Source organism: Novipirellula artificiosorum, assembly GCF_007860135.1.
GTDB lineage: Bacteria > Planctomycetota > Planctomycetia > Pirellulales > Pirellulaceae > Novipirellula_A > Novipirellula_A artificiosorum.
The window spans coordinates 220976-236544 of sequence record NZ_SJPV01000001.1; the positions used below are offsets into that span (position 1 = coordinate 220976).

10 protein-coding genes are annotated in these 15569 nt (G+C 55.5%); 6 read left to right on the plus strand and 4 right to left on the minus strand.

Annotated elements, in window-relative coordinates:
• Positions 1-30: 30 nt before the first annotated feature.
• Positions 31-984 (minus strand): sialate O-acetylesterase, encoded by a 954-nt coding sequence (locus tag Poly41_RS00615; protein WP_197230970.1) that lies wholly within the window; start codon positions 982-984, stop codon positions 31-33.
• A gap of 143 nt (positions 985-1127) precedes the next feature.
• On the opposite strand from Poly41_RS00615, the gene Poly41_RS00620 reads away from it, so the two are divergent.
• Together Poly41_RS00620 and Poly41_RS35580 are read left to right on the plus strand one after the other, a co-directional pair.
• Entirely contained in the window at positions 1128-2552 is a 1425-nt protein-coding gene (locus Poly41_RS00620; RefSeq protein ID WP_197230971.1) for a sulfatase, read from the plus strand.
• Positions 2553-3382: 830 nt separating this feature from the next.
• Positions 3383-3982, plus strand: a complete 600-nt coding sequence (locus Poly41_RS35580) for a DUF4832 domain-containing protein (RefSeq protein ID WP_390621398.1) — start codon at positions 3383-3385, stop codon at positions 3980-3982.
• 10 nt (positions 3983-3992) lie between these two features.
• Here Poly41_RS35580 and Poly41_RS00630 read toward each other — a convergent pair whose 3' ends face one another.
• Together Poly41_RS00630 and Poly41_RS00635 are read right to left on the minus strand one after the other, a co-directional pair.
• The gene (locus Poly41_RS00630; RefSeq protein WP_146524905.1) at positions 3993-5468 is read right to left on the minus strand and encodes a sulfatase-like hydrolase/transferase; all 1476 of its coding nucleotides are present in this window, start codon (positions 5466-5468) and stop codon (positions 3993-3995) included.
• A 357-nt stretch (positions 5469-5825) separates the two neighbouring features.
• Positions 5826-6914: a retropepsin-like aspartic protease family protein gene (locus tag Poly41_RS00635; protein ID WP_197230972.1), complete on the minus strand. Its 1089-nt coding sequence runs from the start codon at positions 6912-6914 to the stop codon at positions 5826-5828.
• 428 nt (positions 6915-7342) lie between these two features.
• On the opposite strand from Poly41_RS00635, the gene yacG reads away from it, so the two are divergent.
• The 4 genes from yacG to crtI all read left to right on the plus strand — a co-directional run bounded on the left by yacG (position 7343) and on the right by crtI (position 10861).
• Positions 7343-7549, plus strand: coding sequence for a DNA gyrase inhibitor YacG (gene yacG, locus Poly41_RS00640; RefSeq protein WP_146524003.1), 207 nt, complete (start codon positions 7343-7345; stop codon positions 7547-7549).
• Between the two features lie 208 nt (positions 7550-7757).
• Positions 7758-8237, plus strand: a complete 480-nt coding sequence (greA, locus tag Poly41_RS00645; RefSeq protein ID WP_146524004.1) for a transcription elongation factor GreA — start codon at positions 7758-7760, stop codon at positions 8235-8237.
• Positions 8238-8641: 404 nt separating this feature from the next.
• The gene (locus Poly41_RS00650; protein WP_146524005.1) at positions 8642-9367 is read left to right on the plus strand and encodes a hypothetical protein; all 726 of its coding nucleotides are present in this window, start codon (positions 8642-8644) and stop codon (positions 9365-9367) included.
• A 3-nt stretch (positions 9368-9370) separates the two neighbouring features.
• Positions 9371-10861: a phytoene desaturase family protein gene (gene crtI / locus Poly41_RS00655; RefSeq protein ID WP_146524006.1), complete on the plus strand. Its 1491-nt coding sequence runs from the start codon at positions 9371-9373 to the stop codon at positions 10859-10861.
• 68 nt (positions 10862-10929) lie between these two features.
• On the opposite strand, the gene Poly41_RS00660 is transcribed toward crtI, so the two are convergent.
• Positions 10930-15393, minus strand: coding sequence for a hypothetical protein (locus Poly41_RS00660; RefSeq protein WP_146524007.1), 4464 nt, complete (start codon positions 15391-15393; stop codon positions 10930-10932).
• Between the last annotated feature and the right edge of the window lie 176 nt (positions 15394-15569).

Below are 15569 nucleotides of genomic sequence, written 5' to 3' on the forward strand. Positions count from 1 at the left end.
CACCAAAGTCCATTGCCTCTTTTTGCGTTGTCATCGCCCCGCTGTAATCCGTAGCAGCGTGTTGGCGAAACGCGTTCCCACCTGCAGCGTTCCCTGGCCGTCAAAATGCGCATGGTTGGCGATCGATGCCCCGTCGCAATCGACGTACTGCACGTGTGGATCGAGGTGAGCAACCGCTTGCTGCGCCGCAACAATTTTGGGCATGAAGGGGTTGTGACCACCACCGAATCTCGTGTTCACTCCGAGCATGACCCATAAATTGGGCGTCGCCAAGTCCTTACGCAACTCTTGAATCATCGTGGTGATGTTGGTTTGGTAGGCGTCGACATAGGCGGCTTGAGCGTCACTTTCCCCTTGCACCCAAACGATCGCTTCGATCTCTGGCGCATAGGTTTGACTTAACTGCGAGATGGCTTGGTGTGTTTCCGCCAGCAACGACCGGTAACAGGCTCCGCGGCTGTCATTTGGATCTTCGCTATCCTCCCGATCGGAAAGGTTGGGGTTCCAATCACCCGCGACATGGGTCCCGCTGAAGGCGATCTTGATGATCGCGATGGGGAGCGGCGATCGAGGAGCGAGCGTTCGTGCGAATCCCATTTCCGGTCCAAAACCACCTTCGCGTTGCGCGTAGTTACCGTACTGGCGGCCTGACTTTGGCTTGATCGGATCCCCGACGGGTTGGTGGCGAAGGGTGACCCATCGACCACTCATCGAATCATGCTCATCGGGTGGCGGATCGCCACATCGCCACCAAAATCGCACCGTTTCGTCGATGTCACTGGCCGGCAATGCCTGTGGCGGTGCGTCATATCCAACGGCATTCGATTGACCCGCGACAAGGAATACGCGGATCGGTGGTTTCGCGTCCGTCTTTTGGATCAGGACAAACAGCAACAAGAAAGCGTGAAGGATCACGATTCGGTACATGGGATCATCACCGATGGAAGGGCAGATCGAATGGGTTTGTGGACCAGCGAGCAGCACATTGTATCCTCCGGCAAGGTCGTTACATACCTTCGGACGTCAAGTTAGAATGGCAGCATCGCCAAACTGGCACAAGCTCACAGATTGGCTCGCCCCCTTCCAACCTACCGATGCCTTCCCCACTCAAACCAGGTTTACTTCTCATGAACGTCCGCCTCGCCTTTTCGCTTACCCTTAGCGCCGCCTTGATGGTCGGTTCCCTACTGGCGCCCCGTGATGCCAATGGGGTGGATCGTCCCAATATCCTGTTTATCGCGGTCGATGATTTACGTCCTGAAATCGCGTGCTACGATCACCCGGAAATGGTCACTCCGAACCTGGATCGATTGGCCAATCATGGGGTGCGATTCGATCATGCTTACTGCAACATCGCAGTTTGTGGTGCATCGCGAGCAAGTTTAATGAAAGGACTCCGGCCGAATCCCAATCGATTTACTTCTTACTTGACACGAGCGGACAAGGACGCGCCGAATGTTCCGTCACTGCCGATGACCTTGAAAGAAAACGGTTACCATACGGTCAGCAACGGCAAGATTTACCACCACCGCAACGACGACATCGATGCTTGGAGCGAAACGCCTTGGTCTCAACCGACCACGAGCATGTGGTGGGCGATTCCCGAGAACCGGCCCAAGACCAACAATTCCAAGCAGCGTGGGCCAGCGTTTGAATCGGCGGATGTCCCAGATGACCAGTACCCCGACCATCAAATCTGTAGCAAGACGATCGAAGACATTCAGCGATTATCCAAGCAGGATGCTCCCTTCTTTGTGGCCTGTGGGTTTTATCGCCCACATTTGCCATTCAATGCCCCGAAGAAGTACTGGGACCTATACCCTGAGTCGCAGGTGGTTCTTCCGAACAACATGTACTTCCCCGAGAACTTATCACAAGCGTTTGCCTACACTTGGGGCGAAATGCGAGCCTATCGAGACATCCCAGCCAAAGGTCCTGTTTCGGAAGCGACGGCTCGTAATTTGGTTCGTGGCTATCACGCGTGCGTCAGCTTTATCGATGTCCAAATCGGACGATTGCTCGATGAACTTGAATCGCTTGGTATCGCAGACAACACCATCGTCGTGTTGTGGGGTGACCATGGCTGGCAACTCGGAGAGCACGGTTTTTGGTGCAAACACACGAACTTTGAAGTGGCGACTCACACACCCTTGATGATTGTTGCCCCCGAGGTGCAAGGCGACCGGGTGTGTCAAAAATTGGTTGAATATGTTGATATCTATCCCACGCTATGTGATTTGGCGGGTGTTGGAAAACCAAGCCATCTGCAGGGCAAAAGCATGACAACACTGTTACACGACGTCGATTCGGATTTCAAAGATGCCGTGATCACGCGACACGGCGGTGGTGACTCGATCCGCACGTCAGACTTCCGGTACATGGAGATGCGAGCCCAAGGAGGAAAAGGAGAGCTGCAAGGAGTTGGCTTGTTCGATTTGCGAAACAATGCGTCGGAGAACGAAGACGTGAGTGGCGAGACAAGATATGCCCCAGTGCTTGATGCCTTGCAAACCTCCCTCGACTTAGCCCGGAAAGCGAGTTCTCAAGAATGAACGAAAGAACCCATCACGCACAATCGACCCGGTGCACGCTGATGTGCCTTGCCATCGCTACGATGATGGGAGTGATGCCTTGCCCCGGCGCGGAACCTTCCGTGGACGGTTTTGTCGACCTGCAGTACCAACCCGCGCCGGTTGACAACCCGTTGAAAGGGCTGGTTCCTTATGCCAGACCGGCCGAGGGTCGATTTCCGCATACGATGGAGTTCAACTATCTGCCGCTGTCGAAGTTGATGGTCGAGGAGAATGAATTTCGCTGGGAAGCCATGGAATCGTTGCTGGATGACATCGGTTCGCGGGGCCACCATGCGGTGGTCCGCGTCTACCTGGAATATCCAGGACGAGAAAACGTGATCCCCGATTTCTTGGTCCGCGGTGGCTTGAAAGTGCATCGCTACCTGAATACCAATACCGCTCCGTTCCCTCCGAAAATGATTGAAACACCCGACTATTCGGACGTCCAACTTCGGAAGGCTCTCGCCAATTTCATCGCCGCATTTGGCGGAAAATACGATGGCGACCCGCGTTTGGGATATCTCACGGCTGGGCTCCTTGGCACATGGGGGGAATGGCACACCTATCCGCGAACGGAGCTTTGGGCCAGCAAAGAAGTGCAGACGGAAGTGCTACAAGCCTACACGAAGGCATTCAAAACGACGCCGGTCCTGCTTCGTTATCCGGCGGGTGAGAACGATTACCACTATGCTCCGACCAAGCACTTTCCCTTCGGTTATCACGACGATTCGTTTGCGTGGGCAACCCGCGTGACACCTCGGCCCGAAGACGATTGGTTCTTTATCGCCAAGATGAATCGTGCCGACTTGATGGAGAATTGGAAACAGCATCCGATCGGTGGTGAGATCCGACCCGAGGTTTGGGGGTGCGTGTTTGATTCGCCGAGTTGTGCACCAGAAGGCCAAGCCTTTGCGGATTGCGTGAACGAGACCCACGCGACTTGGTTGATGGATACGGGGATGTTTCGCGAGACAGCCGCGAAGCCCCGCTATCAACGTGCGATCGAGCAGGTCGGTCGGATGGGGTACGAGTTTCATCTGGCTGCGGCAAAGGTGGATGCAGCCGAGTTACAAGAAACGAGGGTCAGCGTGAAGGTGGAAAATCGTGGCGTCGCGCCATTTTACCACAAGGGATGGAAGGTTCAGCTGGGGTTGATCGATCCCGTCCAGGGTGAAGTGATCGAGCAGTGGCCGACTTCGTGGCGGTTGACCGGAATTCAGCCCGGCGAGGGACCCACAACGTGGTCGACGACGCTCAACCTCAAGGCGATTGCTGCGGGCGACTACGTGGTCGCCCTTAGCGTTCCGTCCAATATCAAAGGAGGTGTTTCGCTGCGGTTTGCAAACCAGACGCAAGACAACGACGCCAAGGACTGGGTTTCGATCGGTTCGCTCCGCATTCAACCGTAGGATCGATTGCTCAATCCTTGGGTTGGTCCCACAATCGATAGGGATCGTCAAGTCGTTTCATCTCACTGAGCAACAGCGCTTCCATCTGCTCGAGCCTTTCGGCATACTTTGGGTCGTCAGCCAAATTTGGGTGAGGTGACGGATGCTGAATCAGAAACTCATGAGGGTTTTGTGCCAAGTTGAACAGTTGCGTCTGACGAACCTGACCGTCCAAAACGTCGTACTTGATCAACTTCCAATCACCTTGCTTGACACATCGCATGCCTGGTTTCGTGCCGCCGCAATAGACGCCAAATAGAACGTCACGAATGGAATCGGTTTGGCCTTCCAGTACCGATCGAAAACTGGTTCCTTCGCTCGTTTCCGGGGCCTCGACTCCAGTCAAATCGCAAAGCGTGGGTAAGACATCCAGCAAATAGGTATTGCCCGTTGCGCGTCGTCCGGCGGGGATGCCGGGGCCCTTGACGATCAAGGGAACTCGCCATGTGTGTTGATAGAGGTTCTGTTTTCCTTGCAAACCATGGCGACCAATCGCCATCCCATGGTCGGCGGTGTAGAAGATGTATGTGTTGTCGAGTTCACCCATGGCATCGAGTTTTTCGAGCACTCGAGCGATTTGAATGTCGATATTCTCGCTGCATGCAAACTCGCGTCCTAGCTCATTGCGAATGGTTCGCTCATCACGTTTTTCCCAGACGCCGCTGACGGCGACTTCATCGCGAAGCTTTGGATGGCCGTGGTGAAACGGATGCTCCGGTAAATAGTTGATGGGTAACTCAGGCTGATTGGCGTTGGCCGGCGGCAAGGAGTTCTTGTCGGTGTGATTGACCGCGCCATACTTTTCCAACAATCCCTCTTTGCCATTGCGTGGATCATGGGGGTGCGAAAAACCAAAGTAGATCAAGAAGGGGTCTTCATCGTGGGTCCGCTCTCGATCTGCCAGGTAATCCAGCACGCGTTCGGCGTGCCATGCACTGCCGGTTTCATCCGTCGCGCCCCGTTTTACCGATTGATGCAAGACGGTGAATTTCTTATTGGCCGCATCGTAGCTGTTGCCCGCCTTGCAGGTTCGCATGGTATCGTAGCCCGCACGATTGAAGACCGCAGCCATGGTGTAGTCGGCCAAATCGGGAGGCACCCGATCGGCATTTCCGATGTTGGGATTGCTCTTTGAATTTGGCTTGCGATCCGGGATGTGCCATACCGTTCGTCCGCTCATGATCATATGCCGCGACGGCGTGCAGACGGCACCCGACCATGATCCCATATGATACGCCCCATCGATCACCATCCCTTCGGACGCCAATCGATCCAGTGTCGGTGTGTCAAGTTTCGAAACCGGGTTATAGAGTTTCAAATCAAATGGCGACTGGTCGTCGGCCAGAATAAAAAGGACGTTCGGACGCTTACCGGAGGGGGTCTCTTCCGCCGCCGTTGCGTTGGACGAAATCCAGCAGGCGAGGAACACGAACAGGCTGAATTGCATTTTTTGCATGGTGGAAATTTTCCTGATAGAGGAGGACATCTGGTTCTATTCTCGGGATTGAAACAGAACGTTAGGCGGATCCGCTGCGAAACCCCACGACGAACGGAACGCAAGGGCAAGCAACAACACCAAATCGGTTGTCGAGACACGGCGCAGGGATCGCATGGGAAGAACCGCGGCAGAAGGCCTTAGGGGGGAATGACGATGGTTGGCAAGCCTCGACACACCGGCACCCGATTCCTCTTTCTTGAGCCTTGCCGAAGGGACGGGTGCCTGCATTCTAACCCGATCGCAAGAGGACAACAATCTGTTTCGCTCGTGCTGGAAAGATCGTTTCGCGATTTGCATCGCAGGTGGCTACTCCGGCGCAACTCGCAGCAGCGAAATGGTCTTTTCCGTCGGGTTGAGTTCGAACTTGAAATTCCCCAGGAAGCTCATCCCCAACAGCGGTTCGGCAGCAGTGGCACTCTCATCCAAGATCGCTGCTTCAACATTCTCGGCTTCGAACTCGCCAATTCGTATTCGAGGCAAGACGACCGCCCGTGCAGAAATCGTCTGACCATTGGCCATCACAAGCCTCAAGACGCGAGAATCAACCGGGACGTCCACTCCCAGTTCGACGGCATTCTTGGCAGGCAAAACGACCAAGGAAGCACCACTATCGATAATCATCTTCACCGGTTTGTTGCCGATCACCGCCGTCAGCGATAAGGACCCGTTCGGGGAACTTTCTAGGGGAATCGATTCGCGAAAGATCTCTTGTTCGATGCGTTCGATGCGTTTGTTAACCGGTTTGAGGATCTCAGCAGCCGTGATCTCCTTGGGCGTATCGAAGTTCCTCGCCATGACACGAATCGCGATCTGAACGTCGGGCTTCTGCAGGGATTTTGAGATCGCATCCTGCAGTTTCTCGTAATCTTGACGAATCGCCAAAACGGTTTCGGCGTAATCGGTCTCCGCATTGGCGACTTTGGAACGCTCCGCATCGAGTTGTTCCTTGAGCGTTTCGCGTTCGGCCATCAACGCGCGCAGTTGAGAGCGACTCGCCTCGATCAAACCCACCATTTGATTGTTGGCTTGCGTGCTGATGCCGGTGACTCGAGCAAGTTGTAAGTTGAGCTCACCGATTCGAGCATTCATCAACTGCAAGTTGCGCCGGTTTTCATTGACCTTCGCGAGGGCAACCCTCGATGACTGTTGGATCAACTTCAATTCTCGCTCCGAACGAGACAAAGAAACGAGCGATCGCGAAAGGTCGCTCGTCGCAGTCGAGGTGATGGTTTTTCCACTGCGACGAAGCTCTGACGATTCCAAGATCGCCTCGGCCTTCGCAACCACGTCTGGACTGTATTTGGCCTCCGTCTCGGCTTCCACTGCAACGCCCCACGAGGCCATCAACAAGCATGGAGACGAAAGCAAGACGAGCAACAAAGGACGGATACGCATCGGGTTCATTGAAAACCAGGGGAAAAGCTGTGGACCATTCGAACCCACTCATTGTAGCAGACTCGCGTTCTGTTCCACCTTAGCAACCTGCGGGAAAGATGTGAGCGGAATGGCAGCTAGCCTGGACCATGAATCATTTGGCGTTGCGGCCTTTTCAATGGGCCCGTTTCTATTCCTAGCGATCGGGCTGCCAATCCACCCCGAATTTTTTACAGCCCAGCGCTAGCCACCGGTAAGCGAGAATAGGTTATTCTCGCACAAAATCGGCGGGGTCGTTTTGGTAAGATGGTGCAAAACGTAGGCAAAGGATTGACGATCGAGGAAGGTTAGCCCCTAAATCGAATCAACCGTATGATATCGTTTTCCCCCATTCGATCCTGTCTCTGCAAATATCCATGACAAAACCCAAGCCGAAACCGAAACCTGGAATGAATTCCAAGCTGAACTGCCCGAGCTGTGGAACCCGTTTTTTTTCGGACGAAACGGATGCCATGCCCTTTTGCTGTCAACGTTGCCGACTGATCGACCTTGGTCGCTGGTTGGATGAAGAAATCGGAATGCCCTTTGAAGGTGAACCTGGCGACGTTCCGGTAGAGCACCGCAATGGGGACCCGGAAGCCCGCGCGGACGATTGAGAGACGACCCCGAGAAAGGCGAATCACGCTCAAGAAACCCCGCCGTTTTTTGATTTGACGGCGTGGCTTTACAATCGCTGCCGAAAACGCGACAATGCCGCAATTCAACGCCAAAAACCTTTCCCCCCAATGGTGCGGGAAAGGTTTTCTTTTTTGTTACAATCTATTCGCACCATATTCGAAACACGTCAGCACGGGGATTCCTACCATGGCCGAATCAGTACCCATGACTCGGGAGGGATACAACAAGATCAAAGCCGAAATCAAGCGACTTGAGCAGGAGGTCTTGCCGTTGATCACGGACAAGATCGCCGAAGCTCGCGCCGAAGGTGACCTGAAGGAGAACGCGGAATACCATGCCCAGCGAGAGAACCAGGGCATGACCATGGCCAAGGTCAATGAATTGAAGGACAAAATTGCTCGCGCGTCGATTATCGATCTATCGCAGTTGCCGAAGGACGAAGTCGTTTTCGGATGCACCGTCACGGTCGAAGATTTGGCCTATGGCGACGAGGAACAATTCACACTCGTGGGTGCCGGCGACGAAGACTACGATAGCGGAAAAATATTGGTGACCAGCCCGTTTGGGCAAGGCTTGATCGGCAAGAAGGTTGGTGAGACGGCCGAAATTGAGGCACCGGCTGGCAAGATGAAGTTCAAGATCTTGAAGATTGAATTGAACCTCTAGTATTCCGACTCAGCTTGAATTGCGAGGAGGCGTTCGGAGTAGGGCCGGTACCCACCGGCCAAATCACTTGAGAGTGTGGCCGGTAGGAAACGGCCCTTCCCGAAAATCGAGCTGCGGCGGAATACCAGTGGACCGTCAAGGTTAAAACTACGAGTTGGAACGTAGTGGACTTCGCCAGAAGTCCCTAAGAACATTTGAGTTACGGATTTCTGGCGAAATCCACTACCCTAAAATGGATTGCTGACGGTCCACTAGCAGTTTGGCACACCCGAATTGGAGGGTTGCCGCGAATCGGTAGAATGGACTTTCCGTCCGTTATTTGTTGACGACCATGACGGTCTGCAAGTCCGTCCTAACCCAACTACCTAGCTGTGACAAACCACTTGATCGCCTGAGCCACTTCGATGACTGATCCCCGTCCCTCCACTCCAGCGTCATCGGACGAGCCCAACGCCGACTCACTCGAACAGGCTCCCCGGGATCAGGGCCCCGGTTGGATGCCGGCGATCCTTGCAGCGACACTGCTGATGGCGATTGTTGGGTTCATTACCTGTGGTGTTTCAACATGGGTGCTGTTTCAGAAACGGGGTGAGCTCGCTGTTCGGACCCTTCGCGGCAGTTTCATTCCTGCGATTGAGCAAAGCAGGATCGCTCCTGACGAGAAATTGGGATTGGTCGACCAGTTGGGGGCTTTCGCGGACGAGCTGGAACGTGGCGAGCACGAGAATTGGCAGGCTGCGGGAGTGATGCAGAGACTGCAACGGTTACCGGTACTACAATGGGGTGAGATTGCAGTGATCGAAGCGTTTGTCGACGACCAATTCGAAGGCGACGCCAAAGCGAATGCGTTAAAACAGCTGTCTCGGCTGCGGCGTTCGGCGGAGCTGACCCAATCGACTGCCTTCGATTTCGAAGATTTGCTTGGCCCGGCGCATCAACCGGACGCCCGTAACCCCTACGGCCGACGGTTGATTGAACCGCTGACAACCGAAGCTGTTGCAGAGGTCGTGGATCGAGCCCGATTGGTGGCGGATCGAGCAGCCGTTCCGGACCAATCGTTTGAGGACATTCGAATCGACTTGATCGTCAAGAGCGAGATTGAAAAAGGCATCGCCGAAGGGACGTATTAAAACGTGTCTCCTAAAAAGGTGGTTATCGTCGGCGCGGGTCCTGGCGGTTTGGCAGCAGCGATGCAGTTGGCGCATGCCGGTTGCGACGTGACGATCCTCGAGCAAAAACAAGTGGTCGGTGGTCGAACGTCTGCGATCGAACGTGATGGATTTCGCTTCGATTGTGGGCCCACTTTCTTCCTCTACCCGCGCGTGCTCTCGGAGATCTTTTCATCGGTCGGCTTTGAGCTTGCCGAAGAAGTGCCGATGCAACGGCTTGATCCTCAATACCGAATCACCTTTGGTGGTGGTGGGCAGCTTGATTGCACGCCAAACCTCGAGACCATGGAAGCCCAGATTGCTCAGTTGAATCCCAAAGACGTTGGCGCGTTTGAAAGATACTTGAGTGACAACCGAATCAAACTTGAGAAGTTTCGCCCCATTCTCGAGTCCCCCTTTAACACGATCTGGGATCTGTTGCGGCCATCCGTCCTGGCGGCCCTACCCAATCTCCACCCCACCCGTTCGCTGGGCCAAGAATTGCAGCGGTATTTTTCGGATCCGCGGCTGGTGATCGCTTTTGGGTTCCAAGCAAAGTATCTCGGCATGTCGCCGTTTAAGTGTCCAAGCCTGTTCAGCATCTTGTCCTTTTTGGAATACGAGTATGGTGTTTGGCACCCGATTGGCGGTTGTAGCCGTGTCAGTGAGAAGATGGCTGACTTGGCTCAGTCACTCGGCGTCCGACTTCGACTCGCTGAACCCGTTCACTCCGTTGACATTGTTGAGGGACGATTGGTCGCTGTCGAATCGGATCAACGACGCTACGAAGCGGACGCCTTCGTCGTCAACGCCGACTTTGCCGACTGGATCACGCGCACCGTGCCGGACCATCTTCGAACCCGATGGAAGAACGATCGGATCGAGAACAAAAAGTTCTCCTGCAGCACCTTCATGTTGTACCTTGGCATCGAGGGGCTCTATCAAGATCTGCCTCATCACAATATCCATATCAGTCGGGACTACGAGAAAAACCTTACGGAAATTGAAAAGACGCACGTGCTTGGTGACGCCCCTTCGTTTTATGTCCAAAACGCGGGTGTCACCGATCCCTCGCTTGCCCCGCCCGGATGCAGCACACTGTATGTCTTGGTGCCCGTCACCCACCAGCATGAAAATGTTGACTGGAAGATCGAATCGGACCGCTATCGCGAGTTGGTCCTCGATCGAATGTCACAAATCGGACTTAGCGACGTTCGTCAACGGATTCGTTTCGAACATCGGATTACGCCAGCCGATTGGCAACGCGACTACTGCATCTATCGTGGAGCGACGTTCAATTTGGCGCATCACTTGTCGCAAATGCTGCACCTGAGGCCCAAGAATCGCTTTGATGAACTCGACGGGTTGTACTTGGTCGGTGGCGGAACGCACCCCGGCAGCGGCTTGCCGGTGATCTATGAATCGAGCCGGATCACGACCCGACTGTTGCTAGAGGATTTAGGCATGCGTTCATGAAACATGGCCACGAACGGTTCCGTTCGTGGCCATGATGAAAGTTCGGTCGAAAAGATGTAGAGCGACGGCTACAACACGCCGCCACCCGTTGCGCCACCGCCGATGCCACCCGTTGCGCCACCGCCGATGCCACCCGTTGCGCCACCGCCACCTTCGTCACCGGTCACGAAGTTAAACGTCGTGACGTCGCCGATCTGCGAGAACAAGGGACTCGGAGTGATCCGCACGTAACGACGGTCGGCCGAAATGATCGCTAAGCCGAACAGCGATGCCCCTTCGGGAAGCGTCGTGATTTCGGGGCGGAAGCCGACAGCACCTCGACGGGCAAAACCGTTGGCACCAAGAATCGGGTTGAATCCACCGGTCGTTGAACCGCCGGTCAGCGATTGAACGTCGCGATACAAATCGCTCAAGACTTCGCCTGCTTCGCGGTCATCCCCCGCGCCAGCGACTTGTCCAAGCATTTCATGATTCATATCTCGCTGAGCGTTACGCAAGTTTTCTAACTGTGCCACAGCCACTTCTTCTTTCCGTTGTCCATCTTTGACCTCAAACTTCACCAACGCATCCTTTTCACCAACCGGAATCTCTTCACGGATGTAGCGTTGGCTCTTTCGTCCGACGTCGGTAACAATTTCGACCGTCGCGTGGCCAGTGGAAACGTTGCCCCAAACTCGTCGGATCAACAATCGGTACTGCCCCGTAAAGCCCTGAGGGCAGAGGTACGTTTCAGACACCATCCCAAGTTCATCGTCGCCGCGACCGGGGAACGAATCGCCCAACAAGGTCCCACCACCAGCCGAGGAGGGGCTGTCGAGCGAGCAGACGGTGCCTGACGGTTCTTCCACCGCAAGGTCAAGGTCCGCGTCGCCGGTCCACGAGACACGAACGAGGACGTCGTGCGATGCGGCCAAACGCAACGCATCACTGAATTTCTCCGCATCTTCGGTTCGGCCCGATGCAAGCAATTCTGCGTGTGTTGCGCGAGCGACCAAGCGAGCCTCTTCGACGATCGGTTGGAACTTTTCGGGCCAAGCTTGGCTGAGTACCCCGCTGCAAGCCCATGACAACGCATCGACATCGTTTAGTTTTTGAGCAATGCGAAGCCCCATCGTGTAAGGTTCACGTCGATACGGATCCATCATCGACACCTTCTTGCACAAATCGATCGCAGTGGCTTCTGCGCCGACCTCTTCGAGTCGTGCCGCGACATGCAAAACCTCTTCGTGGGTTTCCGCAAAATCGACTGCCGACAAGAGCGTTCGTTCGATGTCTTCGCGTGGCGCGCCGGTCGCTTGAAGCGTGATCGCGTACGCTTGGTACATCCAGGGCTGAACTTGTCCGGCCCGCATGGCTGCCGCCAAGCAATCACGCGAATCGGCAAAGAAAGCAACCGCTTGATCGGCATCGCCCGCGGCTTGAGCATTGGCCGCTTTGATCGAGAACTGTTGGAGGGTGGTACGAATTCGTTGGTCGAGCACCGTCAGATCCTCGGCCGATTCGATCTCCACCGAATCAAAGAACCGGTCCCAGGCTTCGTCTTTCGACTCGCTGCCCGTGACTTCGATTCGGATCGGTTGGATATCGAACCGCGAAAGGGTCTTCTTCGCAGCGGTTTTCCTCTGTTCCGGTGCCGCGGAAACGGATGCCTTATCTTGTAACGAGATTTGGTCGGGAACTTGCATCATGCCGCCCATGCCGCCGCCCATGCCGCCCATGCCGCCACCCATGCCGCCCATGCCGCCGCCCATGCCGCCGCCCATGCCGCCGCCCATGCCGCCGCCCATGCCGCCACCCATGCCGCCGCCCATGCCGCCCATGCCGCCGCCCATGTTCATGATCGGAATGACCAGGTCACCCACGGGGTAAACCTTCGAGACCAAATCGTCATTGGCCGCTTCTTCGGTTGTGATTTGCATGACCTCGTCCTTGATCACGTAAGTCAAGTCATCATTTTTCAACATCAACCGCAAAAAGGAACGCAACGAGACGTTGTCCAACGTGAGATTGATCGGGGTGTCTGCCGAAAGACCAATTTCTTCAAGCGCTCGGTTATCAATCACGATGGGAATATCGTGGTCCGTCGACAGTTTCTGCACTGCCTCGGTGAGCGGCATTTCGACAAACGTTTGGCTCGTCTCATCGCCGAGGGTCTTTTGAATCTTTCGCTCCGATTCATTGTCTCCGACCAACTCGATGGCACCATAACGCTCCAACCGGCGACGGCTTAGCCGTTGCCAAGTTTCTGCATCCGGCCATACGATCGGTGGTTCGTCTACGAACGGGACATGTGCTTTGAGAACCAACGACATTGCGTCGATAAAGTTACGTTCGCGAAGTTCAGTGTAACGTCGATCGCGTGCATAAGTTTGGAGCCACAACGGGAAGTCGGTAAAATGGCGTCCAGCGACCGAGTCACGGGTGACCGTATCCCCGGCCAAACGGGCAAAGGGAATGGACACTTCGCCGTCCGCTTCTTCATAGCGACCTTCAGCGATCAAAGCGTTCATCTGCAACGACAACGTTTTGAGCGTGTCTTCGCGGCGGAATGTCTCTTCGAGCAATCGCGATGCAGAATTCGCACCCTTTGCCAATTGCTCCAAGTTAATTTGCCGGTCCAAGTACTCCGCTTCACGACGACTCGCGATTTGAATCGCTGATCGGACTTCGGACATCAATTCTTGTCGAAGGCCTGGCTCCAAGTCTGCTTCGGCTTGCAACGATCCGAGTAAACTTTTTAGCTGCCCTGATACCGCGGTTGGATCCGATCGCAAGTTCAGACGAGCTTGACGCAGTTGCGCGTTCACTTCCGCTCGCCAACGCCCTGACAACGCCGATTGTTCGGCTTCGACTCGATCCAACAATCCACTGCCCGTTTCCAACAATTCATCGTCGCCTGGGGGCGGACCGAAGAAATCGTTTTGATAGCTCGGTGCGGCCGCGCGAGGTGCCGGTTGACGTTGCAGCGGCTGAGCTTGTGCGGGGGGCTTTGGTGCGGGCTGGGCCGCCGCCGGTGGCTCCGCGTCAAATGCCATCGCATCGGATTCGACGGTACCATCGCCAAGCGAAGGACCATCGTTGAATTGGGGTTCTGCGGCGAAGGGGTCTTCACCCATCGCGTCTTCGGTCGCTGCCGCGGGGGCTTCACCAAAAACGTCTTCCGCAGCCGTTGGATCCGATTCGCCTTCGAAAATCCCGTCAAACGGAGAATCCGATGGGTTTTGCAGGACCAAACGGTTTGCACCAAAGGTGACTTTTTCAATGGCCAACGCTTCGGGGTTGTTGGGGTCGACTTCCAAGGCCTTTTCGGCGATTGCTCTCGCTCCGCGGAGGTTGCCTTGCTTCAAAGCCAAGTTGCCCGCTCGAACCAATTCTTCGGCTTGCATCGCCAAAACGCGTGCAGCTTCGCGAAGCAGGGGGGATCCGGCTGACGGCAAGAGCAGCCCGCGATCGTTGGTCGCTTGGTTCACCATGGCCGGCAGGAACGCAAAGTCAGGATGGTTTGCTTCGATCGTTGCCTCGGTCGTGACTTCGACGACCGACGTGGTCGTTTCACCACGAAGTGTCAAGGTTCCGGCGGTGCTTTCCTGGCCCGATTCCATCCGACCGAGCAGAATCGTATCACGCTCGAGTCGCAGCGGCGGCAAGCGGTCCTGCTGGACCGTGCTCATGCCTTCGATCAATTGGGCGTCACGGAGCCAAATGGGTGAAGCGACCGACGAGGTACCGACAAATCGAGCGATCTCCGAGGGGCTGGCGTCCGCTGCGGTGCCGGCAACTCCCATCACGCCACCGGTTTGGTTTGCTAAAATCGCAGGCAATTCCACGTTCGGAGTCGGTCCAATCACGACGCTATGAACCGAAATACGATCGGCACGAAGCGCGTCGACCAACCCTTCGAACCGGCTTCGCTCGGCAACCGCTTCGATCGAGGCTCCGTCACCAATGTAGACGATCGATCGAGTACGATTTTCCGGTTCGCCGAGCAACGCGGCTCGGACCGAATCGAGAGCCGAAACCAGGTTCGTGTTCCCCAACGGCAGGCGTTTGGACAATTTGGCGATCGCATCGGCGGTCAACGATGAGTCGGCACGCTCGAAATCACCGCTCAAATCCGAGGCATGAACGTCGGCAGCATAGATTCGAACACGATCCCCTTCTCGCAACTGCTCCACCAAGGTATGAACCGCCGTGATCGAATCGCGGCGAAAATCGCCCACCTGACTGGCGGAGGTATCAATGATCACGACCACGTCCGCAGCCGCCTTGCGAGTCGCGTCAAGCAGCGTTTGGCTGGCCGACGGCTGGACCGACAAAGCAAAGTAATGATCGCCCGACGGGGTCGAATAACTGGCGACACGGACCTGGGCGTCGTCGGATTCGGCTGCCAGAGCCACCATCGGAGTCAAGCAAACGAGAACGGCGGCCACCACGAGTGATCGTGAGGCTGAAGCGTGTACGGGCTGGGCGATATGTCGCAATCCCATCTGATTTAATCTCCGCAGTGACGAAAAACGCAATTTGCGTGGCATCGGAATTTGAACCTGGGTTTCGGGGAACGGTTCGAAGGTGTCAGTCGTGATGAGCGGAAAAGCCGGCTAGGGTAGGACTCTCCGCATAAGAGTCTATTTCCGACGCATCCGTTTCGCCACGAAAAAACCGAGCTTTCCCGTCGCCTTTGGGCAGGAAGATTCCGATTGTAGGTGTT

Excerpts from the sequence above, each read along its gene's own strand:
- Poly41_RS00620 (WP_197230971.1), top strand. The coding sequence starts at position 1,128 with ATGAACGTCCGCCTCGCCTTTTCGCTTACCCTTAGCGCCGCCTTGATG.
- Poly41_RS35580 (WP_390621398.1), top strand. The coding sequence starts at position 3,383 with ATGGAGAATTGGAAACAGCATCCGATCGGTGGTGAGATCCGACCCGAG.
- Poly41_RS00630 (WP_146524905.1), bottom strand. The coding sequence starts at position 5,468 with ATGCAATTCAGCCTGTTCGTGTTCCTCGCCTGCTGGATTTCGTCCAAC.
- Poly41_RS00635 (WP_197230972.1), bottom strand. The coding sequence starts at position 6,914 with ATGCGTATCCGTCCTTTGTTGCTCGTCTTGCTTTCGTCTCCATGCTTG.
- yacG (WP_146524003.1), top strand. The coding sequence starts at position 7,343 with ATGAATTCCAAGCTGAACTGCCCGAGCTGTGGAACCCGTTTTTTTTCG.
- greA (WP_146524004.1), top strand. The coding sequence starts at position 7,758 with ATGGCCGAATCAGTACCCATGACTCGGGAGGGATACAACAAGATCAAA.
- Poly41_RS00650 (WP_146524005.1), top strand. The coding sequence starts at position 8,642 with ATGACTGATCCCCGTCCCTCCACTCCAGCGTCATCGGACGAGCCCAAC.
- Poly41_RS00660 (WP_146524007.1), bottom strand. The coding sequence starts at position 15,393 with ATGCCACGCAAATTGCGTTTTTCGTCACTGCGGAGATTAAATCAGATG.